Source organism: Mucilaginibacter auburnensis (assembly GCF_002797815.1).
Taxonomy (GTDB): domain Bacteria; phylum Bacteroidota; class Bacteroidia; order Sphingobacteriales; family Sphingobacteriaceae; genus Mucilaginibacter; species Mucilaginibacter auburnensis.
Genome location: NZ_PGFJ01000002.1, coordinates 490,070 through 514,209 on the forward strand (window position 1 = coordinate 490,070; position 24,140 = coordinate 514,209).

22 protein-coding genes are annotated in these 24,140 nt (G+C 41.3%); 19 read left to right on the forward strand and 3 right to left on the reverse strand.

All coding sequences use genetic code 11. The features are described from left to right. Positions 1–2: 2 nt before the first annotated feature. Positions 3–662: a hypothetical protein gene (locus CLV57_RS12760; protein WP_100341779.1), complete on the forward strand. Its 660-nt coding sequence runs from the start codon at positions 3–5 to the stop codon at positions 660–662. 9 nt (positions 663–671) lie between these two features. Here the strand turns inward: CLV57_RS12760 and gap are convergent, their stop codons facing one another. The 3 genes from gap to CLV57_RS12775 form a co-directional block, all read right to left on the reverse strand. Beyond that, positions 672–1,664: a type I glyceraldehyde-3-phosphate dehydrogenase gene (gene gap / locus CLV57_RS12765; protein ID WP_100341780.1), complete on the reverse strand. Its 993-nt coding sequence runs from the start codon at positions 1,662–1,664 to the stop codon at positions 672–674. A gap of 78 nt (positions 1,665–1,742) precedes the next feature. Further along, positions 1,743–2,846 (reverse strand): MraY family glycosyltransferase, encoded by a 1,104-nt coding sequence (locus CLV57_RS12770; RefSeq protein WP_100341781.1) that lies wholly within the window; start codon positions 2,844–2,846, stop codon positions 1,743–1,745. A 68-nt stretch (positions 2,847–2,914) separates the two neighbouring features. Continuing rightward, positions 2,915–3,661, reverse strand: coding sequence for a glycosyltransferase family 2 protein (locus CLV57_RS12775; protein WP_100341782.1), 747 nt, complete (start codon positions 3,659–3,661; stop codon positions 2,915–2,917). Between the two features lie 60 nt (positions 3,662–3,721). Here CLV57_RS12775 and CLV57_RS12780 point away from each other — a divergent pair, with 60 nt between their 5' ends. The 18 genes from CLV57_RS12780 to CLV57_RS12865 all read left to right on the forward strand — a co-directional run bounded on the left by CLV57_RS12780 (position 3,722) and on the right by CLV57_RS12865 (position 24,119). Further along, positions 3,722–4,528 (forward strand): polysaccharide biosynthesis/export family protein, encoded by an 807-nt coding sequence (locus CLV57_RS12780; protein ID WP_100341783.1) that lies wholly within the window; start codon positions 3,722–3,724, stop codon positions 4,526–4,528. Continuing rightward, positions 4,529–6,955, forward strand: a complete 2,427-nt coding sequence (locus tag CLV57_RS12785) for a GumC family protein (protein ID WP_100341784.1) — start codon at positions 4,529–4,531, stop codon at positions 6,953–6,955. Between the two features lie 18 nt (positions 6,956–6,973). Next, positions 6,974–7,489 (forward strand): UpxY family transcription antiterminator, encoded by a 516-nt coding sequence (locus tag CLV57_RS12790; protein ID WP_245857047.1) that lies wholly within the window; start codon positions 6,974–6,976, stop codon positions 7,487–7,489. 114 nt (positions 7,490–7,603) lie between these two features. Continuing rightward, complete coding sequence (asnB, locus tag CLV57_RS12795) at positions 7,604–9,388, forward strand: asparagine synthase (glutamine-hydrolyzing) (RefSeq protein ID WP_100341786.1); 1,785 nt, start codon at positions 7,604–7,606, stop codon at positions 9,386–9,388. After that, positions 9,381–10,511 carry a glycosyltransferase family 4 protein gene (locus CLV57_RS12800; RefSeq protein WP_100341787.1) on the forward strand — a complete coding sequence of 377 codons (1,131 nt, stop codon included), beginning with the start codon at positions 9,381–9,383 and terminating at the stop codon, positions 10,509–10,511. The genes asnB and CLV57_RS12800 overlap by 8 nt, the downstream gene beginning before the upstream one ends. Next, the gene (locus tag CLV57_RS12805; RefSeq protein ID WP_100341788.1) at positions 10,495–11,358 is read left to right on the forward strand and encodes an ABC transporter permease; all 864 of its coding nucleotides are present in this window, start codon (positions 10,495–10,497) and stop codon (positions 11,356–11,358) included. Before CLV57_RS12800 ends, CLV57_RS12805 begins: the two co-directional genes overlap by 17 nt. Continuing rightward, complete coding sequence (locus CLV57_RS12810) at positions 11,355–12,602, forward strand: ABC transporter ATP-binding protein (protein ID WP_157799154.1); 1,248 nt, start codon at positions 11,355–11,357, stop codon at positions 12,600–12,602. Before CLV57_RS12805 ends, CLV57_RS12810 begins: the two co-directional genes overlap by 4 nt. A gap of 55 nt (positions 12,603–12,657) precedes the next feature. Beyond that, positions 12,658–13,650, forward strand: a complete 993-nt coding sequence (locus CLV57_RS12815; protein ID WP_100341789.1) for a glycosyltransferase family A protein — start codon at positions 12,658–12,660, stop codon at positions 13,648–13,650. Positions 13,651–13,654: 4 nt separating this feature from the next. Next, positions 13,655–14,503: a hypothetical protein gene (locus CLV57_RS12820; RefSeq protein WP_100341790.1), complete on the forward strand. Its 849-nt coding sequence runs from the start codon at positions 13,655–13,657 to the stop codon at positions 14,501–14,503. After that, entirely contained in the window at positions 14,496–15,464 is a 969-nt protein-coding gene (locus CLV57_RS12825; protein ID WP_100341791.1) for a PIN domain-containing protein, read from the forward strand. Before CLV57_RS12820 ends, CLV57_RS12825 begins: the two co-directional genes overlap by 8 nt. A 2-nt stretch (positions 15,465–15,466) precedes the next feature. Next, on the forward strand, positions 15,467–16,402 hold the full coding sequence (locus CLV57_RS12830; protein ID WP_100341792.1) for a glycosyltransferase family 2 protein: 936 nt from the start codon (positions 15,467–15,469) through the stop codon (positions 16,400–16,402). Positions 16,403–16,412: 10 nt separating this feature from the next. Then, positions 16,413–17,558 (forward strand): glycosyltransferase family protein, encoded by a 1,146-nt coding sequence (locus CLV57_RS12835; protein WP_100341793.1) that lies wholly within the window; start codon positions 16,413–16,415, stop codon positions 17,556–17,558. Further along, the gene (locus CLV57_RS12840) at positions 17,559–18,536 is read left to right on the forward strand and encodes a glycosyltransferase (protein WP_100341794.1); all 978 of its coding nucleotides are present in this window, start codon (positions 17,559–17,561) and stop codon (positions 18,534–18,536) included. Further along, positions 18,533–19,546, forward strand: a complete 1,014-nt coding sequence (locus tag CLV57_RS12845; protein ID WP_100341795.1) for a glycosyltransferase family 4 protein — start codon at positions 18,533–18,535, stop codon at positions 19,544–19,546. Before CLV57_RS12840 ends, CLV57_RS12845 begins: the two co-directional genes overlap by 4 nt. Before the next feature lies 1 nt (position 19,547). Beyond that, the gene (locus CLV57_RS12850) at positions 19,548–20,510 is read left to right on the forward strand and encodes a hypothetical protein (protein WP_100341796.1); all 963 of its coding nucleotides are present in this window, start codon (positions 19,548–19,550) and stop codon (positions 20,508–20,510) included. Continuing rightward, on the forward strand, positions 20,510–21,703 hold the full coding sequence (locus CLV57_RS12855; RefSeq protein WP_100341797.1) for a glycosyltransferase family protein: 1,194 nt from the start codon (positions 20,510–20,512) through the stop codon (positions 21,701–21,703). The genes CLV57_RS12850 and CLV57_RS12855 overlap by 1 nt, the downstream gene beginning before the upstream one ends. After that, positions 21,700–22,968, forward strand: coding sequence for a glycosyltransferase (locus CLV57_RS12860; RefSeq protein ID WP_245857050.1), 1,269 nt, complete (start codon positions 21,700–21,702; stop codon positions 22,966–22,968). The genes CLV57_RS12855 and CLV57_RS12860 overlap by 4 nt, the downstream gene beginning before the upstream one ends. Then, a complete protein-coding gene (locus CLV57_RS12865) occupies positions 22,968–24,119 on the forward strand; it encodes a glycosyltransferase family 4 protein (protein ID WP_100341798.1) in 1,152 nt (383 codons plus the stop codon). The genes CLV57_RS12860 and CLV57_RS12865 overlap by 1 nt, the downstream gene beginning before the upstream one ends. Positions 24,120–24,140 lie beyond the last annotated feature (21 nt).

The window sequence follows — 24,140 nt, forward strand, 5'->3', positions numbered from 1 at the left end:
CTATGAAAACAATAAAAGCTATTAAAATGAAAGTTACCCCTATTACTCAAAGATTATTAGTACCTGTTTTGGTTGTTTTTTTAGGCTTTTCAAGCTGTAAAAAAGATATCCGGGACGTTGAATGGAACAACACCGGCGTGAGCAACAACAATGGTACATCTGTTGGCCTTACCGAAGATGAAAAGTTGCGCCAGATAAACATTAGCATACCTGCACAAATTGTAAAAACAGCTGTAGATGGTAGCACACTTAAATTAGTTTACACTGAAGATCTAAGCGCATTGCTTGACCCCAAGGGCTATGATCTCTCTTACAGCATCCGCCTGAATGAGGACTTTTCTGCTTCGGCTTTAAACGGATTGCAATATACTACACCGGGTCCAAACGGAACTTACACTACCGGATGGCATGGTAATGACCTTAAAGTTTTAAGTGAGGTTACCAAAACAGATGCGGTAGTTAATGGCAAAACAATGGTTAAGTTACATTTGCTACGCACATTTACCTTCACCAAACAGTTTGCAAGCGCTCAGGAAGCTGTTAATCAGCAAAACACTTTGTTGAATACCAAAACTGATGCTGTTAAATTTACCAGCTATGTAGTTTTCGGGAAAGATTACCCGGCAAGTACTGCAACAGCTGCGTTAGTTTATACCAAATAAAGTTTGTTATTAAAGCTTATTTATTTTACCAACCAGATCAGCGAGGCGGCTACTATAGCCGCTTTCGTTGTCATACCACCCTACTACTTTAACCAGATCGCCAACAATTGAGGTAAGCTGCGCATCAAAAATGCAGCTGTGCGGGTTATCTAAAATATCTGCGGATACTATCGGATCTTCGGTGTATTCTAAAATTCCTTTTAACTCTCCTTCTGCTGCCAATTTAAAGGCCGCGTTTATCTCTGCAACACTGGGCTTACGTTTAAGCAGACAGGTAAAATCTGTAAGTGAGCCATTCAATACCGGCACCCTTATACCTGCCCCACCTAACTTACCGTCAAGATGTGGAAATATAGAAGTGATTGCTTTAGCGGCCCCGGTGGTTGTTGGAATTATAGAGGCGGATGCTGCACGCGCGCGGCGCAGGTCTTTATGGGGGGCATCGTGCAGGCTTTGGTCGCCGGTCATGGAGTGGACGGTGGTAATGTAACCATCAACTATTCCCCAATTCTCATCCAGTATCTTCACCATTGCCGCTACGTTATTAGTGGTACATGACGCATTGGATAATATGGGCGATGACAGGTTGATAGCATCATCATTAACACCTAACACAACGGTAGGAATGTCTTTATCAGCCGGTGGTGCCGAAAGTATAACTTGCCTGGCTCCTGCCGCGAGGTGCTTACCGGCTCCCTGTTTTGACAGAAACTTACCTGTAGCTTCTATCACCAGGTCAATACCCAGTTCGCCCCAGGGTAAAGTATCAGGGTCTTTTTGAGCAAATACCTTTATTTTTTGGTTATTGATATATAAGTGATCATCATCAAAGCTAACTTCGCCTTTGAAGCCCCGGTGAACAGAGTCATATTTAAACAGATGAGCAAGCGTTTGAGTGTCTGCAAGGTCATTAATAGCAACAACCTTAATATCATTATCTGTTAGAATACTGCGTAGAAATATTCTGCCTATTCTGCCAAATCCGTTTATAGCTATATTCATTTCACCCTTTTAAAGGCACAAAGTTATCAAAAGCTTTTTGACGTTAAGCCGCACGCATAAAAACAGACATTATGATTATTAAACAAACAAGTTGCGCAGCGCCAGATTTTCGCGCTCTTTTGAACGGATAAGAAAAGTAATTAGCCAGTTGAATAACATTGATATTAAAAATATCAGGATGATGAGTGTGTAGTTGCCGAGGGTGGAGAACAGCAGCGTAACAGCAATAGACAACACATTAATGGCTGCCAATATAAATGTGGTTTGCATATGGTTAAAGCCTAACCTTAGCATACGGTGATGGATGTGGTTACGGTCTGCCGTGAACGGCCCTACCCCTTTTACTATCCTGATGAAGAATATGCGCAGGGTATCAAATATAGGGCCTATTAAAATGGCAATTGCTAACGCAGGCGCAGAGTAGATCTCGTATGTATTGACTACCGAAACCTTGTTGCTTTCAATAAATTCAATAGCCATAATAACAGATATCAGCCCGATAAAGAGCGAGCCGGTATCGCCCATAAATATTTTAGCTGGTGTTAGGTTAAAACGTAAAAAACCTAAAATGGCCCCTACCATAATTATTGATATGAGGGCAAGGTTATAATGATGCGTGTAACTAAACAAGGCAGCGAAGGATACATGGGTAATAATACCTGTAACACCGGCCAGGCCGTCAATGCCATCAATCAGGTTAAAGGCGTTAATAACTAAAATTATCACCAATACTGATAATATGCAGCTTAAGGTATAAGGCAGTTCATAAACATCTAAAACGCCATACATGCTGGTTAACCTTATGTTTCCCCACAAAACCAAAATTAGTGCAGCAATTACCTGTATAAAAAGTTTGGTACTTGGGTTAACACCCGAAAGGTCATCCTTAAGACCCATTATAAACAGGATAATGGCGGCTGCCAGGATATAAGCTACCGGAAATTTATAATCAATGATGGAACAAAATAATGCCGACAGTGCAAAGCTGATAAAAATAGCCACTCCGCCAAGACGTGGTATGCCATGGTCATGCTGTTTTCTGAAATGCCCTATATCATCATATAAATGACGGGCTCGCGCAACATGCAATATAGATGGTATTACCGCCCACGAACATGCGAAAGCACATAAAAAAATGAAAACAAAATAATAAAAATGATTGTTCAGTAGAAGTTCAGGCATAAAAAACTTTATTGGAGTTGAATGGAGGTTATTTTTACCAACATATCAACACATTTAACTATTAGCATTTATAAATATTGAATCAATTTTCGCAGTGGTTTAAATATTACACATACCTGTGGAATTAAAACCCCATTTTTCCCCATTGCACTTAAATCAGACTTCCAGGCCTTAATACGATTTAGTAAAGTTTGATTACTTGCCCCACCTGTTTGCATATTAACCATTAAGCTATTCAAGTAATGAACTTGTAACTTATTCTTAAACATGAACCGCAACATCAACTCATAGTCGGCAGCGGTACCAAAATCAAGATCGTAAAGACCCAACTTATTAAAGAACAATCGTTTGCAGTAAAAGGTAGGATGCGGTGGCATCCATCCCCAATTAAACCGCCACGCTTTATAAGCCCCCGACACCCACCTGCGAACTACTCCACCATCCGGTTTTAAATAATTCAGATCACCGTATAAAGCATCAATTTCATTTTTGGCAAAAGCCTGTGCTACATTACTTAACACCTGCGGGCTTGCAAAAAAATCATCAGCGTTCAATATGCCAACTACATCACCGGTGGCAATTTTAATGCCCTTATTCATAGCGTCATATATACCTTTATCCGGTTCAGATACAAAGCGGGCTATGTCATTTATATGTTTGCGTATTATTTGGGCGGTGCCATCTGTTGAGTTACCGTCAATTATTATGTATTCAACATTGGCATAATCTTGGAATAAAACGGATTCAATACAGCGTTGTATTGTACTTTCAGCGTTTCGGGTAACGGTTATTAATGAGATTTTTAGAGCCTGCACTTGTTAAAAAATACGCTTGTTTGTTAATGCAATTGTGTAGTTTTGAATTAACCGCTAAACATGTTAAGTATTAAGCAAAACGTTTTGTTGATCAATCGCCTGCCTGTCATAATTTTTGTAGTAACCCTGTTGCTTTTTTCAGCATGTTCATACAAGCAAAATCAAGTACTTTTTGAACAAAACACCATAGTTCCTGATAGCGTCTATCAAAAAATTCGTGCCAACGTTAGTAACTACCGCATTAAGCCACAGGATGTATTGCAGATAAAAAATATACAAAGCAGTAAATCTCTTATAGACCTGTCAGCCGGCACAACAGGCAGTACCAATACAACAATTGCTGCGGATGCTGACACTTACGACGTGGACGATGACGGAACCATTGCATTAACCGGCCTTGGAAGAGTGCACGTAGCCGGACTAACCCGTATACAAGCCAGAAAGCTGATCGAAGAACTTTACAATAAAAAATATTTAAAGGATGCCTTATTCGATCTGAAAATAATTAACCTTAAAGTAACTGTTTTAGGCGAGGTTAAATCGCCGGGTAATTATTTACTTGCTAAAGACAACACCAGTCTTGTTGATGTTTTGGGCCAGGCAGGTGGTTTAACAGAATCTGCAAACGAGAAGAATATTAAAATAATAAGAAGCGAAAAAACTAATGCTGATGTTACCGTTGACCTGAGTAATGCAGCCGCTATTTACGACAGTAAAAATATTTTAAACAGCGACGATGTGATATACGTTGCGCAAAACAAAACCGCTATTCGCAATAAAAAGGTTCAAAACTTCTCGGTTGTAGCGCAACCTGTTTTACTGCTCATTAACACTGCGTTAATAGTATTTACCCTTGCCCGAAGATAGATGGAAGGGAAAGAGTATATACAGCCTAAACTGCCTAACCAGGAGCTTGACTATTTTAAAATTATTAAAATTTTAACCAGTCGCTGGTATTGGATTGCCGGAAGCGTGGTAGTGTTCTACATTGCTGCACTTGTTTACCTGTGGTATACCCCGCAAACCTTTGCTACTACAGCTACCATGAAGTTTGACGAAAAACGATCTGAAATATCAGATCTGGTAAGCGTTATAAACAACAGCGACAAAGGCCCATCACGAGTTCAAAGCGAACTGGCGGTACTGCAAAGCAGTAACCTGCTGTTAAATGCTATTAAAGACCTTGACTATAAAGTTAGCTTTTTTGTTGAAGGCAGGGTACGCACAAGTGAATTATACCCACATAAGCCCTTAAAGGTTAACCTGCTGAAATTTGACAGTTTGAATTTTTACAGCGGGGTAATCACTTTCAAACCCATAAACAAAACATCCTTCAATTTAACCTATAATGAAGGCGGCGTTGTAAAAAACAACAAGTACATCTATTTCAGTCCTATCACTATTGGTAATACTGTTTTCAACATAGCTTCCCCAGGCAGCGATAGCAGGGAAAATGCAGTATTCCTGTTTAAATTCAACATCCCCGAAAGTTTTTTAGGTCGTGTTAAAGGCGGTTTCAGCGCCGGCGAAACGGCCAAAAACTCCAATATAATTGCTTTAAGGGAAACAGATTCCAACCCGGTATTTGCTGCCGACGTGCTCAATGCCATTATGAACGAGTATTTGAAGTATGACCGCGGGCACAAAACCGAGTCGGCTACGCAAATGATCCAGTTCATTGATGATCAGTTGGATACCATGCGCAGCAGAGTCAAAGGGTCTGAAGGATCAATACAAAACTTTAAACAATCATCAAAAATATTGGATGTTAGCACTGCGTCCGACTCGGAATTAGGTAAAGCCAAAGATATTGACGCGCAGCGATCATTACTAAAAATTCAGCTTTTGGCGGTTAATCAGCTCAAACAACAAGTTGATCAGGACCGGAACAACGCCAATATCAACTTTAATTTTGAAGGTAATATTGACCCTATGCTGGCCGCATTGGTAAGCAGTTTAAATAATTTGATCACGGAGAAGCAGAGCCTTTTAAAAATATACAACACCGCCTCGCCGCAAATACAAAGCATCAACCAACAGATACTGGAGGTTAAAAACAGCGCTTATCAAAACATCAACACTACCATTGCCCGCCTGCGGAGAAACATTGAATATTTGGATGCGCAGCTTTCCGGGGTTAACCAACGTATTGAAAAACTGCCCATTGCGGAAAGAAACCTGGTAAGCTTAAAACGCGACTTTGAGGTAAATGATAAGGTTTATTCATTCCTTTCTGAGAAAAAGCTTGAGGCTCAGATAAGCCGGTCGGCAATATTGCCGGGTGCAAGTATAATTGAACCGGCTCAGCCTAATCATTCGCCGGTATCGCCAAATGTGGGCGGCGTTAAAAGGCAGGCTATTATTTATGGCTTGGTGCTTGGCCTTGGCGCAATTATTTTGATCAGGATTTTAAACCCATATATATACGATAAAGAGACCATTGAGAGCCTTACAACCGTACCTATTATTGGTGTTATACGTAAATTTCCTCATGACATTGACGAGAGCGGATCAAAGATATTAGCGCTCAGTAAGCCTAAATCAATTTTTGCCGAGTCGGTTAGATCTGTGCGTACCAACCTTAACTTTTTGGCTGCCGAAAAGAAGAGCAAGGTTATTTGTATAACTTCTGAAATTGCCGGCGAGGGAAAATCATTTGTAGCGGTTAACTTATCAAGCACGCTATCATTGATCGATAAAAAAGTGGTGATCATCGCAGCCGATCTCAGACGTTCCAAATTGCACAAAACATTGGGCATTAATAACAACATAGGCCTTAGCAACTACCTCATCAATCAAAACTCGTTAGAGGAAATAATACAACCTACAGAGCAGGAAAACCTCGATTTTATTTCTTCGGGCCCGGTGCCCCCCAATCCTTCGGAGTTATTGCATACCCGGAAAATGACAGACCTGATTGAAAAGTTACGCGAAAGATATGACATTATCATGGTTGATACGGCACCTGTAGGGCTGGTGTCAGACGCTATACCGTTGATAAGGCTAAGCGATATTAATGTATTTGTTATCCGTTCCGGCAAATCAAAATATTACTCAGCTACTATACCTCAAAAAATAGCCAGCGAGTACCATTTAAATAATACAGTTATCATTCTGAATGCTTTTAAAGAAGACATTCTACATTCAAGATACTACACCACCAAATTCACCGGCGAGAGCTATAATACCCGTTATTATTATTACTCTGATTATTCAGGGTATGATGCTGAGGGATATTACACCGACGATGAACAAAAAAACAAGTGGTGGAATATAAAGAGGTGGTTTAAATAGAATTGCTACTGTTAAATAATGGCTCAATCATTAAAAACAGAGGTATTTGAATGGTACCCGGTATGTACGTTGCCTCGCGCAGAGAAAAAAGCATACCAGGCACTTATCAATAAAGGTTTACAGGCCTATCTCCCGCTGCACAGGCAGCAAAAGCAGTGGAGTGACAGAAAAAAATGGGTAGAGGAACCGCTAATTAAATCATACCTGTTTGTAAGGGTAAGCGAGCGGCAAAAAACAGAGGTGTTGATGACCAAAGGCATTTCGCGGTTCATTTATTTTTCGGGCGCTATTGCCACCATGCCCGAGCGGCAAATTGAAGATCTGAAACTGATGTTAACCAGTTCTGCCGATATAGAGGTTACACAGGAAGATCTGCAACCAGGTGAAAAAATTGTAATAAAAGCCGGAGCGCTAAAGGGTTTAACCGGCGAGATCATTTCATACAGGTCGCAAAAACAACTGGCTCTGAGGCTTGAAAAATTAGGTTGCTCAATTATAGTTAATGTTGGAGCCGCTTTAATTGACAGAATTTAAACAAGTGCTGCCTTAAAAACAGCAGATTATACAAATCAGATAAGTATCTGAAAAATAATAAGTTACAAATTAATACTGTGACTTACGGGGCGAAGCTGTGTACAGCAACCAACAATGTGCAGAATAGCAGGAATAGTTAGCAAAAGCGGTGATAAAGCGCAGGCAATGCAAAGGGTTAAAGCCATGTGCCATGCTTTGCAGCATGGCGGGCCTGATGATGAAGGCTTTTTTGCTGACGAAAACGGATTGGTATTTGGCCACAGGCGCTTAGCAGTAATTGACCTTAGCCAAAACGGGCATCAGCCTATGGCAGATTTTAGCCGTAGGGTTTGGATAACATTTAACGGCGAGATCTATAACTATCTTGAATTGAAAGCTGAACTATTGGCATTAGGTGCTGTGTTCAACTCAAATACCGATACCGAAGTTATTATACAAAGCTATATTTATTGGGGAACGGGTTGCTTTGCAAAACTGAGGGGGATTTTCGCTTTCGGATTGTATGATGTTCAAAACTCCCGCACCTACCTTGTGCGCGATAGCATGGGCGTTAAACCCTTATATTATCACATACTTAACGGTACGCTAAGTTTCGCATCAGAGGTAAAAGCATTTAAGGCTGCCGGGATAGTAACAGAAGAGAACCCGGCATGGCGCATGCGTTTTTTAGCGTTTGGTCACGTTCCCGAACCTGAAACAACACTTAAAAATGTTTTAAGTCTCCGGAAGGGTACTGTACTGTGCTGGGATAATAACAAAGAAACTTTTAACATTAGCAGCTACAGCAACAACATAGTTTCTGATACCATAAACAATGCCACAGACGCGCGTGATGCGATAGGCGCTGCGTTACGCACGGCGGTGAAACGACAACTGTTAGCAGATGCGCCCATTGGCGTTTTTCTGAGCGGAGGCATTGATTCAAGTTTACTGACCTTACTTGCCGCAGAGCAAAAACACGAGCAACTTAAAACCGTATCAATCTTCTTTAATGACAAGGCGTATAATGAAGCTGCCTATCAGGAAAAGGTTAACAGCCTTATTGTAGGCCAAAAACACGCGCATTTAATTGAGCAGCACCATTTCAACCAGCATCTACCCGGTATTATTGAAAGTATGGATATGCCGACTACCGATGGCATCAACTCATGGTTTATTAGCAAATACGCGCAACAAGACGGCTTAAAAGCGGTATTATCCGGCTTAGGCGCTGATGAACTTTTTGGAGGCTATCCCTCCTTCAAGCGCATATCGCTCTTAAAAAGCTTGCAACAACTACCATCGGCTATGTTAAATGCAGCCGGGTATTTACTTGGCGACCGGTATAAAAAGATAACCTACCTGGCACATTCGGGTCCGCTTGCGTTGTATCTGGCCATGAGAGCCATATTCACATCAACCGAAGTGGCTAAACTTTTGAATGTTGATGAAAAACAGGTTAATCAAGTGCTTTATAACGCTGATAGTCTGCCGGATAAAATGCTTTCAGATAAGCAACTTGCATCGTGGCTGGAAACTAACCTGTACATGCAAAATCAGTTACTGAAAGATACGGACGTGATGAGCATGAGTCACGGACTTGAAGTGAGAGTACCATTTTTAGATGAAGATTTTCAGCAAGTGGTGCACAGCATATCGCCGCATCTGCTGTTTGATCAGCATCAGCCCAAAAAGCTGCTAATAGACAGTTTTAAGGATGTATTGCCGGAAGCTATATGGAACAGGCCAAAAATGGGCTTCTCTTTCCCTTTACAACAATGGATGAGTGCCCATACTCAAATATCAAATGAGGAATTTTACACCAACGGATATGCTAAAAGCGTGATCCGCAATTTCAGAAACAATAAAGTACACTGGTCAAAAGCATTTACTGTTTACTTAACCCGGCTGCATGCGTAATAAAATAGCGCTGTTTAGTTTACAAACGTTTAGCACCACTGGCGGCATCCAAAAAATGACCCGTACGCTAAGCTATTGCCTTAACAGAATATCAGAAGGTGCCTCATATGACTTTGCATTCTGGTCGGTTTATGATCGCGACCAGGACCTGATGGATAAATACTTACCCGCCGCAAAATTTAAAGGCTTTAAAGCAGATAAAGTAAAGTTCACAAGCGAAGCCATTGCCTTGGGTAAGCATTGCCACACTGTTATTTTGAGCCACATCAATTTAGCAAGCGTGGGAGTTGCCATTAAACTTATCAATCCCAAATGCAGGGTGGTGTTAATTGCGCACGGAATTGAGGTTTGGCGCCCGTTATCACTATTAAAAAATCTGCTATTAAAAAAGTGCGATACGGTGATGTGTGTGAGTGAGTACACCCGAAAAGAGGTTGTAAGGCTGCATGGCATACCTTTTAATAAATGCGTGGTTATTAACAACGCGTTAGACCCCTTTATGCCACTCCCCCATCAGCTTAATAAACCCGGTGCACTTTTGGATCGGTATGGTTTAACTCCGCAAAACAACGTCCTGTTTACCCTGGCCCGCCTTGCTAATACCGAACAATATAAGGGATACGATCAGGTAATAAAGGTAGCGGGCCGTTTGAAACAGCAGTTCCCACAGTTAAAATATGTGTTGGCAGGCCCGTATGATATTGATGAGCAGCAACGTATAAAGCAAATAATTGCTCAGAACAGTTTAGAAGATGTGGTGATTTTAACCGGATTTATAGAAGAAGCTGAGTTAACCAACCATTTTCTAATGGCCGATCTTTTTGTTTTACCCAGTAAAAAAGAAGGATTTGGCATTGTGTTCATTGAAGCAATGGCTTGCGGCTTACCGGTAATATGCGGCAATGCTGATGGAAGTATTGACGCTGTCAAAGGAGGAAAACTGGGTACCGCTATAAACCCCGACAATCCCGATGAACTGCGCGAGCAAATTTCGAAATACCTTCAAAACAGTTTCCCGGTTAATCAGCGGCTGGAGTTGCAGAAAGAGTGCTTTGGTTGCTTTAACACGGACACCTATAGTGAAAAACTTAAAAACCTATTATTGAATGACAGATCTTTCTGAAAAGGAATGGGATATTGAAATTAGTGCCAAAAGCCCGGTTTTAAATTTGGGGTTAAAGGATGTATGGCATTACCGCGACCTTTTGGTTTTACTTGTACGGCGTGATTTCGTATCATTTTATAAACAAACCATCTTGGGTCCTATTTGGTTTTTTGTTCAGCCCGCTATCACTATAATCATATATACAATAGTTTTTGGCAATCTGGCCGGCATACCTGTTGATGGCATTCCTAAACCGCTGTTTTACCTGGCCGGAACCGTTATATGGAACTACTTTGCCGAATGCATACTTAAAACCTCCACGGTTTTTAAAGATAATGCTTCCATGTTAGGTAAGGTTTATTTTCCCCGCTTAATAATGCCGCTAAGTATTGTGCTCTCTAACCTTATACGTTTTGGGGTTCAGCTTTTACTGTTTGTTTTAGTAATGCTGTGTTACGCCTTGTCGGGTTCGGTATTTCAACCTAACTTCTATCTGTTATTATTTCCGTTATTAATACTGATGGTGGCAGCCTTAGGATTGGGTTTAGGCATGCTTATTTCGGCAGTTACTACCAAATACCGCGACCTTGCATTTGTTGTAACTTTTGGTGTTCCCTTGTTAATGTATACCACAACGGTTATTTACCCCCTCTCGGTAGTAATGGAAAAATATCCCGCTTACAGCTGGTTAATAAAGTTCAATCCGGTTACGGCAGTTATAGAAACAGTGAGGTATGGCTTTTTTAGTAAAGGATCATTTAGCTGGGAGCTGTTAACTTACAGCAGCATTGTAACTGCCTGCATTTTATTATTAGGAATAGTAGTATTTAACAGAGTTGGAAAATCATTTGTTGACACGGTATGATGCCTACAGTAATTAAAGTTGAAAATTTATCAAAGGCCTATCAATTAGGCAATTTTGGTACCGGCACCATATCAAGAGATTTGGAACGTGCCTGGGCAAGGTTTAGAGGCAAGGAAGACCCGTTTACCAGAATTGGTGAAACCAATGACAGGTCTGTTAAAGGCACCAGCGATATAGTTTGGAGTTTAAAGGATATAAATTTTGACATAAAACAAGGAGACGCTGTTGGCATAATTGGCAGGAATGGTGCGGGGAAAAGCACATTGCTCAAGTTGTTAAGCAGGGTTACCTCTCCTACTACAGGTTCTATCAAAATAAAAGGGCGTATTGCCAGTTTACTTGAAGTTGGCACCGGTTTCCATCCCGAACTTACCGGAAGAGAGAATATTTATTTGAACGGCGCTATATTGGGTATGCGCAAAGCCGAGATCAAAAGAAAATTTGATGAGATAGTTGATTTTTCGGGCGTTGAGCGGTACATAGATACGCCGGTTAAACGTTACTCATCAGGAATGTATGTACGTTTGGCATTTGCCGTGGCGGCTCACCTCGAATCGGAAATATTAATAGTTGATGAGGTACTGGCAGTGGGCGATGCTGAATTTCAGAAAAAGTGCTTAGGTAAAATGGGCGATGTTAGCAAAGGCGAAGGTCGCACAGTGCTATTTGTCAGCCATAACATCGGGTCGGTAAAATCACTCTGCACGCACGGAATTGTTTTAAATAACGGAATGATCAATTGCTTTGAACCTATTAACAAAGCTATTCAGGCTTACAATAATCAGCTTAAGGCGACCGAAAATATCAAATCATTATTCAGAGGTAACATCAGCTACAAATTTCAATTTCATAAAGTTAAAATTAACAAAGGCCTGGATGAAAACTGTTTAATTGACATAAATGATCCGATAAGCATAGAAATTGATGGCACAGCAAATGAAATGATCAAACGGGTGGTATTTATGGTGGCAGTTTACCAGGATGGAACACGTTTATTTACCCTTAGAGAATATCCGGATGGCAGAATGGTAGAAAAGGGTGACTTTACAGCAGAATTTAAAATTAAACCCCGCGTTTTAAGGCCGGGAGAATATACCATTGCTGTAGGTTGCTGGGGGAACAATGAAGATGAATGGGTTTGGGGAACAGATGTTGCCTTGTTTACTGTAACCGGCCTATGGACCGAAAGCATAAGAAAGTCTGACGAGGGAATTATTAATGGCGAATTTTTGAGACTCGAATAAATGCCACTTTTTATAGCGATTTATTGGCAGAGAATTTTAGCTTTTACTTCAATAGATGGCTAAACCTTTGATTTCGGTTATAATACCTGTTTACAATGCTGCCCTGTATTTGCAGGAATGCATTGAATCAGTTATTGCGCAAACCTGGCCCAATTTGGAGATCATTATAATTGACGATGGCTCAACAGATGAATCGTTAAGCGTAGCTCAGCAATATCAGCACAAACAAATAAATGTAATAACACAGCCAAATGGCGGCGCATGCAAAGCCCGCAACCGGGGCTTAAAAGAGGCAAAAGGCGAATACATTCAATTTTTGGATGCCGATGATATTTTAAGTGCAGATAAAATTGAAATGCAGATGAACGATCTGCTAAACCTGCCGGGATGCGTAGGCATATCCAACACCGTTCACTTTTTCACCGGCGAAGAGCTAAACGGTAAAAAACCAATGCAGGAATGGTACAATCAGGCTGAAGTGATGGAATCGGTTGACTTTTTATTGAAATTATATGGCGGCGATTTGATGGGGCCGCGATATGGTGGCATGATCCAGCCTAACGCATGGCTAACTCCCCGAAATGTAATTGACGAAGCCGGCTTTTGGAATGAGGACTTAACTGTTGATGACGATGGCGAGTTTTTTTGCCGGATATTACTCCACAGTAAGGGTGTTAAGTACGCAGCAAACGGTATAAATTTTTACCGGAAGTTCAAGACCGAAACATCGCTTTCATCACATAAAAATGAACGATCTTTTATAAGCAGGATGCTTTCAACAGACCTAAAATACAGCCATTTAAAGGACCTTGTACCTAATCAACTGTTGGATAATATTTTTGCGCGCCAGTACTGGGACATAGGCATTAATGCTTACCCTCAGCATATTAAGCTATCAAAACAAGCTATAAACAAGGCTAAAAAACTTAAATACAGTGGGCCAAAATACAAATCGGGCAAACTGGCCACTACTCTTAGTAAAATTGTAGGTTGGAAATTAGTTAAACGCGTATCTGGCTTTATACACAGCAACAAGAAAACCATCTGATGAAATGAAAAACTTAACGGATGTAAGCTTAGTAATATTTACATGCGAAGGCAGAGAGTTTTTGCTGAACAGAACTGTTAAATCATTCAGGGAAAACTGCCCGTTTACTTTTAGTAAAACTATAATCGGTGTTGATGGGACGTTTTCTGCACATGCAATAGCAGCTATTTCTCCCGACATTGTTGTTCAGAGTACGGTAAGGAAAGGTTATGTTAACAACATTATAAATGCTTTAAAACTGGTAGATACCCCTTACTTTTTTTGGCTGGAAGATGACTGGTCGTTTAGTAAACCTGTTGATCTGGAGCGCTATTTGGAATTACTATATGCCAATAAGGAATGGGCGGAAATATTTCTAAGTAAATTTGGGCCGCTGAATGCGGAGCAAAAGGCAGTCAATTTAACAGCAAATCTGTATCAATCGCCGGAGTTTTCTGCCAATCCATGTATTTGTAACACGCAATATGTTAAACAAGCGTTTGCTGATCTGGTTAATGCGCCAAAAGGCGAAACGTTAGGTGCTGATGGGTTTGAAAATTTCTTAACCAAAACGTTCAAAGCCCAAGGGCTTAAATGTGTTATAGAAGACCCGGTAGATTATACGCCAATCAGCCATGAAGGTTATTTAGAGAGCACCCCACGCAGCTGGCACATGACAGGCTCTCTGGAGAAAAAAAGCGACAAACATTTGTTGACCATACCCGCCCCTTCAACAGCACGCAAATTGGCTATGATCATTAAGTTATTGTCTGCCACTGTAAAACTGGGTTTCCATCAGCTGTTCAGCAATAAAACCTATGAATATTGTTTCAGAATAATTGCCATGGCTAAAAGCATCAACAAAAATGAATAACCGTAACGTAGTTACATTAGCTACGGGGAAGCCGGTATATTTAGATTACGCAGTTAATTTAGCTTTTTCTTTTTTACACTGGCATCCGCAAAGCGATATCAAATTTTACCTGGTTACAGACATACCTGAATTGGTTCCGCAAGCTTTGGCTTCAAAAATATCAGTGATCAAGATCAACAAAGGCGAGCTTGGCACCGGCTTTTCGCCTAAACTACAGCTTGATAAATTTGCCCCGCCGGGGCAAACGCTTTTTATAGATAGTGATTGTTTGATATTTGGAAGTATTGAGGGTCTGTTCAAGAAATTTAGCGGTAATGCCGTTTCAGTAGTTGGCGGTTACATCAGCGCGGGCGAGTGGTTTGGAGACATTACCGCGATATTGAAAAAGTATGATCTTAAGCAAATGCCCAAATTTAATGGTGGCATCTACTACATAGAAAATGGCGACGACGCAAAAAAAGTATATGAAACCGCCCGTTCATTAGAAAAGCAATATGACGAGATAGGTTTTGTGAGGTTAAGGAATAGCCCTAATGATGAAGTATTAATGGCATTAGCCATGGAACTACACGGACAAAAACCCCTGACCGACGATGGCACCATTATGAGCGATCCTCAGGCTTGCCAGGGAGGCTATACCATTGACGTATTAAACGGCAAATGCACACTTATCAATCCACCTGCTCCTCACCCGCTCCACCAGGCGTGGTACCCGTTTGAAAAGGTATCGCCTTTGGTGATCCATTTCCTTGGGTATTACACGCAGCATTACCCATACCGACTGGAAGTGTTTAAGCTAAGGAAAAATGCGGAGGGCAAACTAAATGCATTAAACCGGTTAACAGCCAAATTTACTATTGCTTATCCCGAAATAATAAAAACAAGATTTAAAGGCCTGTTCAGGCCTTTGTACCGTTTGCTTTTTGGCGTGCGCAAACCAACAACATCACCGCGGGTATAGTCATGGATGTAAGTATTATTATACCAACTTATAACAGGTTATGGTCGCTTCCCAGAGCTGTAGACAGCTGCCGTAACACTATTTGTAAAACGGAAATAATTGTAGTAGATGATGGCAGTACCGATGGTACAAGCGATTGGCTTAAACAACAGCAGGATATTGTAGTGGTGAGCCAAAATAACCAGGGTCAAACTTACGCTATTAACAACGGTGTTAAATTGGCCAAAGGTAAATACATGAGGTTTCTGGATAGCGACGACTTTTTAAATCCGGAAGTTATAGACCTTCAATTCAACAAGGCCGAAAACGAAGCAGCCGACCTTGTATACTCGGGTGTTGGAAGTTATCTGGAAGAATCAAAAGTTAAAATACCACCGCCTGAGATCGCACCCTGGGGTGATTTTTTAGAAGTGCAGCTCAGCAACAGATACGGTAGTCATTTTTTAGGAATGCTATTTAAAACCGACATGGTGCACAAAGCACCAAGGCGACCGGAATTTGCCTTGCGTGAAGATCGTGCGTTTTTATTGGAGTATGGTTTGTTAAATCCCAAAATTGCGTTTGTAAATGTATGTGCCGGTTACTGGACCAAACACAGCACGCAAATGCAGGGCAATTATTCGGGTTTAAAAGCCCAGGTAGCCAACTGGCAGCAGCTTACTCTTTTTAAAAAGATCCTGTCGGCGCTTGAAAGCAGTGGAGAGTTAACTGATGCACGAAAAAAAGCAGCATGCACCGTTTTATGGCCGCTTGCCCATTGGATAGCTATCCACCATTTAACTGAAGCGGTTGAAGTTGTGAAATGGATACACCAGTTAGACCCCAACTTTCAGCCGCCGGAACAGGGAATGCTGGGAAAACTTTATAAGAAGCTCGGCTTTAAAAACGCGGAAAAAATACTTAAGTTGAGGCGTTCAGTAGTAAACATATTTCGTTGATCATACTAATTTGAAGATCTTTTTATCCTTCCTTCAATCCTCAAAAAAGCATACCATAGCGGCTTATGATTTTTGGCAATACTACCTTAAAAATGGTATTGAAGAAACCGGGCATGAATGGACAGAGCATCCTGATGTTGATTGGGCGCGTGGCTTGGTTCCGCAAAGCAAACCTGAATTAGCGGCATGGCGTAGCGATGCATGGGATAAAACACTTACCTATCTAAAAGCACAGCCCGCAGATCTGTTTCTGAGTTATTTATACCCCGAACAGATTGACGTTAACGCCATAAACGAAATAAAAAAAATGGGCATACCCTGCGTTAACTTTTATTGCGATAACGTAAGGCAGTTTACCACCGTTCCCAAACAATTCAAGGTATTTGACCTGAACTGGGTGCCTGAACACAAAGCGCTGCCCATGTATAAAAAAGCGGGATGTTCATTTATAAATTTGCCTATGCCTATGTGGATAACGCCGCAATATCGCGTAGGGAAAACCGAAAAAAACAACAAGCTGGTATTTATAGGATCAAAAGATGTGCAACGCGTATTATTATTCGAACAAATTGTAAAGCGTCAATCTGATATTGATCTGCATATATATGGTAATGGTTGGAAGGGCAATTGTTCACAACAGTTGCAACCTGCCGCTCAAACATCCGGCAAAACAATAGCCAACCAGATAAACTTTTTAAAAAAACACGGTTTAAGCGCCTACGCCCGTAAGTTAGCCCAACGAAATATGGGGCTTAACATAACTGAAGACCTTCAATCAAAAATATGCGGCAGTATTGACTTCAATACTTATAACAATCTCACTGCCGAAAGTATGGTAACTTTAGGGGTTAACAGATACCCGTCATTTCGTTTTCCTTTACAAAAGCCAGATACCTACTCCAGGTTACGAGACATTGAAGCGCCGATGCTTGGTGCCTGTTACCTCACGGAGTTTACACCGGGGTTAGACCAAATGTATAACATTGGTAATGAGATAGCCGCGTACCACAACGTAAGTGAGTTTATTGAGTTAGCTGCCCGATTAAGTGCTGATAAACAGCTGAGAAAAACGCTTAGAGAGAATGGCCAGAAACGTGCATTGAATGATCACAGTATTCCCAGGTCGTTAGAAAAGATAATTGATCGACTTAAATAATTGAAACCTGTTAACTTGTATTTCCGCGTGCCGCCCCAGGGATATAAGTTTATTCCCGGCGACAGGTATTTATTGAATTTATTGCGAAAACTCGCCGGGCTAAAAAAAGTTAGCGGTGTTGAGCGCGTTTTTGTTAATCTGTGTAAAAGTTTAGACGAGTTAAAAGTTAAATACACCGTAAATAAACCATTTAAATTACTCCAACCTGATGAGCCGGTTGTTGTGCTGGGTTCAGGGAAATACAGTTTGCAAGGGTATCAGCAACCCAATAAAATAATTGCCGGCATTGCCTTAATGACGCATCCTAACGAGTGGCCAACGCTATTTACCGAATATCCGGTAGCGCTATACTTACAACATTCCGATTGGACCAATAACCTGTACGCAAAGCATTTTGGCCAGGAACGTTGCGCCATATGGCCCGCCGGTATTGATACCAAAGCTTGGCAACCCAACACCACCGTTAAACAGTTTGACGTTTTGATATACAAAAAGATAATGTGGAACCGCGCTGAAGCGGAAAACGCTTTTTATCAACCTATTGTAGATCAACTCAACGCTTTAGGCTTTAGCTACCGGGAAGTGGTTTACGGCCATTATAATGCTACCGAATATAAACAGTTGTTGCAGGATTGCCGCGCCATGATATTTTTATGCGAGCATGAAAGTCAGGGGTTTGCATGCGGTGAGGCCATGGCTATGAACGTACCTGTGCTGGCCTGGGATCAGGGCTTTTGGCTGGACCCCAAACGTTTTGATTGGGGCGAAACAGAAGTGCAGGCGTCGTCAGTTCCTTACTTTGATGAGAAGTGCGGGCTTAAGTTTAATAATATCAATGCCTTTAAAACACAACTGCCCCTGTTTTGGGAAAAAGTAAAAAACAACTCGTTTGCACCGCGCGCCTTTGTTGAGCAGAACCTGTCACTTCAAAAAAGTGCGGAACGAATGCTGGAGATCATCAATACAATATACGTATGAACATTCTGCTTATAATGGATCCCGGCATACCTGTACCACCGCTGCAATATGGTGGGCATGAGCGACTTGTTTACATGTTTGCAGAAGAATATACGCGCTTGGGCCACCACGTTACGCTGCTGGCGGGCCCGGGCTCAAAAATAAGCGGCGAAGTGGTTGAATTTGGCGTGAATGATCTTGATCGTTCAAAAAAACAGCGGAACATGGAAATGCTGTTTGCATGGAAGTACCTGCGTAAAAATCACAGCAGATTTGACCTTATACATAATTTTGGCCGCCTGATGTACCTGTTGCCTGTACTTAACAAACCGGTAAAAAAAATCATGACCTACGGCAGGCCGGTCAGCAAAAAGGGCATCAAAATAGTAACCACATTACCCAACCGCAATCTGGTATTTACGGCCTGCAGCAATTACTGCGTATCAACCGGTAATGTGGCCGGTAAATGGCATACTGTTTATAACGCTATAGATTTTTCCCGGTATCATACTGCACAGCAAGTTCCTGATGATGCACCTTTAATGTTTTTAGGCCGGCTGGATAAAATAAAAGGAGCCCATACTGCTATTGCGGTAGCCAAAGCAACAGGTCACCAACTTATACTTGCCGGTAATATACCTCATACTCCTGATAACCTGGAGTATTTTAAAAACGAGGTTGAACCGCTAATTGACGGCGAGCAAATAAAATATGTAGGCGCCCTTAATGATGAAGAAAAAAATTACTGGCTAAAACAGGCGAAAGCGCTTTTGTTCCCTATTGAGTGGGATGAACCATTCGGTATTGTAATGATAGAAGCAATGGCATGCGGCACGCCGGTTATTGCTTTCAAAAGAGGATCGGTACCAGAAGTGGTGCAAAACGGCGTTAATGGATTTATTTGCAACACTACCGACGAAATGATAGATGCATTACAGCGCGTTGATAAGATTGATAGACAACAGGTTAGAGCATCCGCCGAAAAAAGGTTTGCGGTTAGCGTTATAGCGGATAATTATCTTCAACTTTAACATGGCTAAACCATTTAACATGGATGATATCACGCTCCAGATCAACATATCAGCAGGCGACGTAAACTACGCCCACCTTACCGTACCTGCCATTGTAAACCAGCATCCTCAAATAAAAAAGAGGCTGTTGATTATTGATTGCTGTAGGCCGCAAAAAACTAAAATACTTGACCCTGATGTAAGGTTTCCTAAAGAGCAGTTTGAGCAAGGAGTTGAAAAAATAAAAGTTATAGCTCAAAAGCTGTTGTCAGACAACATTGTTGATCAGCTTTATTTTGTTTATCCGGATGATGCGATGATAGACGAAATGAGCAAAAAGTATTTAGCCGGGCTATATAAAACCACTCACGGTGCCGGCGGAATGGTGAATATGAGCTATTGGATAGGTTTTAGCTTGCCTAAAACACGCTATGTATTGCATTATGATGGCGACATGATGCTCTATCAAAAACCAGGCTTTGACTGGGCGGAACATGCTGTTAAATTGATGGATGAACGGCAGGAAGCAGTAATGGCTGTTCCACGTCTGTGTCCTCCGGTAAAAAACAATTACAACCTGCCTTCATTGAATGAGGGTCGCCCATCTGAAAGCCATCAGGATTATTGGATAAACGATTGGTTCTCTACCCGTCATTTCCTTTGGGATAACGAGAAAATAAATACTTACCTGCCATTTGTGCGGGGCAAGGTTAAAATGGAGCTTTTGTTACGTAAATATGGAAACAGAGCATTTCCAATTGATCCGGAAATTTTAATGTTCAAATCAATGGCGCCCAGAGGCGCAAGGCGACTTGTTTTAAAAAGTGAAGATGCATGGATGGTTCATCCGGTAGATAAATCTGCCGACTATCTTAACAACTTACCTGCCTTTTTGAATTGTATTGCCGCCGGCAAATATCCAAAAGAACAAAGCGGTGTTGAAAATATGGACTTAAAAGCCTGGACTGCATTTATTAAAAATTAATGCCTTCGGTAGTACTCATATCATCCGGCCAACCATCACTTAACCCGCGCCTGGTAAAAGAAGCCGACGCGTTAGCCCAGGCCGGTTATAATGTTACCGTATTTTATGCCTATTGGAACGAGTGGGGAACCGAATATGACAGGCAATTATCACCAAGCCGTAAATGGAAGTCGGTAAGAGTTGGCGGATCTCCCGAAAACGGTCGTATAACTTTCATGCTCAGCAAAATAGTTCAAAAGCTCGGCAGAACCTTTAAAAGTAGTGCATGGGGTTTTATGGGTTTATCAAGGGCGAGTTTCCATCTGGCGAAGGAGGTAAAAAAACACAAGGCAGATCTTTACATAGCTCACAACTTGGGTGCGCTGCCTGCCGCCTGTATAGCCGCAGCAAAGCACAATAAACCATGTGGTTTTGATGCAGAAGATTTTCACAGAAACGAAACAAGTGACGATGCTGCCAATGCTGATGTGCTATTAAAATCGGCTATTGAAGATAAATATATTCCGCGGTTAAGCTACTTGACTGCAAGTAGTCCGCTAATAGCAGCGCAGTACAAAACTTTATATCCACTATTAAATCCCGTTGTGGTTTTGAATGTTTTTGATAAAGTTGATATAGAACCGGCTAAACATCAAAAGCCGCTTAAACTATTTTGGTTTTCCCAAACCATCGGTCGCGGGCGAGGAATTGAGGATGTTGTTAGTGCCTTATCCACCTTGAATGCTAAAAATTTTGAGTTGCATCTGTTAGGCCATATACCCGTTTACAGTCAGCAGTTTGTGGAGGAGATCATTGCAACAGGAATTAGTGTAAAATTTTATGCACCCATCCCGCCCGATGAAGTTATATCCTTTGCTGCACAGTTTGATCTGGGTTTAGCACTCGAACAAAGAAAACCTTTAAACAGAGATCTCTGCTTAACCAATAAAATATTCACCTATTTGCAGGCCGGATTGGGAGTTATAGCCACAGAAACCACCGCTCAGGCAACATTCATGAATTTGAATAAGGCAATAGGCAGCACATTTAAAAATAATGACAGCGCTGAGTTAGCGGGCTTACTATCAGACTATCAGCAAAACAGGGACAAACTTAACACCTGTAAACTGGCTTCGCTTAAACTGGCCGATACCACTTACAACTGGAAAATTGAAAGCAAAAAATTTCTGAAAGTAGTTGAAGAAACGATATGAAAAGAGTGCTCATCATATCGCCGTACTTCCCTCCCAGCAACGCTGCCGATATGCAACGCGTGAGAATGAGTTTACCCTATTTTAAAGAGTTTGGATGGGAAGCCGAGGTGGTTACCGTTGCGCCTGAATATTCAGATATGGTAAAAGATGAGCTTTTACTGCAAAGTTTACCATCATCTATTAAAATACATACAGTAAAAGCTTTTCCGCAAAAACTAACTTCAAAATTCGGCTTGGGTAGCCTGGCGCTCCGCTCACTTTGGTTTTATAAAATGAAAGTGAGTCAACTTTTAAAGCAAGGGAAATTTGACCTGGTATATTTTTCAACCACCCAATTCCCGGTTAGTATTTTAGGAAGGTATTGGAAAAAAAAGTTGGGTGTGCCTTATGTGATAGACATGCAGGACCCATGGCATTCTGATTACTATAAAGATAAGCCTAAAAGTCAGCAACCTAAAAAATATTGGTTTTCTTATCGCCTCAACAAATATCTGGAACCTATAGCCATGAAAGCTGTTGATGGCTTGATCAGTGTTTCTGAACAATATATAACCGACCTGCAGAATAGGTATCCAAATCTAAAAAATATCCTGGCGGCAACTATTACATTCGGCGCCTTTGAACCTGATAATGACATCGCGTTAAATAATGCCCACAGATTCCCTGCTTTATTGGACAAACAGACCAAAAACATGGTTTATATCGGTCGTGGCGGGGCGGATATGCACAAGGCGATCAAGCCGGTTTTTAAGGCTTTAGCCTGGTTTGTTAAAAATAATCCTGAGGTTAAGTTAAAACTATATTTTATTGGTACCTGTTATGCGGCATCAGGCAGCGGTACAGCAACCATAATGCCGCTGGCAGTTGAGCATGGTGTAGAAAATTATGTTGTTGAGATAACAGACAGGATAAGTTATTATCACACCCTCATCACTTTGCAACAGGCAGATGCATTGTTCATGCCCGGATCAGACGATCCAAAGTACACGGCATCGAAAATTTATCCCTACCTGTTTACAGGCAAACCGTTATTAACAATATTCAATTCGCAAAGCCCGGCAATGAAGGTGTTTGAATTATGCAAAGCTGAATACGCATATTCATATGATAACACCCCGTTGTTAGAAGAAAAAATACTTGCCTTTGTGGGCTTATTAGTAAATAATGCCCTTGAGCGGCCCGATTATGATAAAAACGCTTTGCAGCAGTACACCGCCTTACAGATGACGGAGAAACAGTGCAAGCTATTTGATAAAGTTATATAGTGAAAAAACTGGCCATTATAACAACCCATCCCATTCAGTACTACGCGCCGGTTTTTAAGCTGTTAGCGGAAAGAAAGAGTATTCAAATCAAGGTGTTTTACAGTTGGGGAACTGAGGCACAGCAAAAATTTGATCCGGGTTTTGGCAAAACAATTAGTTGGGATGTTCCGCTGCTTGATGGGTATGATTATGAGTGGCTGGAAAACACTGCTAAAAACGCTGGTTCCCATCATTTTAACGGTATAATAAACCCAGGCATAATTGACCGTATTAAACAATACCAACCGGATGCCATTTTGGTTTTTGGCTGGGCTTACAAAGCTCACTTAAAGGTATTGCGCTACTTTAAAGGAAAGATTCCCGTATGGTTCAGGGGAGATTCTGTTTTGCTCGCTAACAACAACACGGTGAAACGAATAATGCGGTATACACTGCTTAAATGGGTTTACCAATTTGTTGACCACGCTTTTTACGTTGGCACCAATAACAAAAACTATTTTTTGCGTTACGGTTTAAAAGAAAACCAACTCAGCTTTGCACCGCACGCCATTGATAACAACCGTTTTGAAACATCGCGATACGATGAGGTGCAAGCACTTAAAAACAAGCTGGGTATTGCAGAAACAGACGTCGTTCTGTTATTTGCAGGCAAACTTGAAGAAGTAAAAGCTCCGCTGCTTTTAGTGCAAACATTTGTCAACTTAAAAAACCCGGGTGCCCATCTCCTCATAGCCGGTGAAGGACCACTTAAACAACAGGCTAAAGCAATAGCTAACAACAACAAAAACATTCACTTTCTGGGCTTTCAAAACCAAACTGCTATGCCGGTAATTTACCAGGCTTGTGATCTGTTCTGTTTGCCTTCAGTAAGCGAAACATGGGGGCTTGCGGTAAATGAAGCCATGGCTTGCCGAAAGGCCGTACTGGTATCTGATAAGGTTGGATGCGCTGTAGATCTGGTACATCAAAACGTAAACGGCGCTATTTTCGCAAGTGGAAATGGCGAAGAACTGCAAGTAGCGCTTAAAAAGTTAACGAGTAGCAAAGAACTACTGGACAAATACGGCGAACAATCTAAACAAATTATAAAAACCTATAATTTTGACAGCATAGCTTTGGCTATAGAAAATAAATTAAATGCAGGTACTTAAGTTGGACGGTAACTTTAAAAC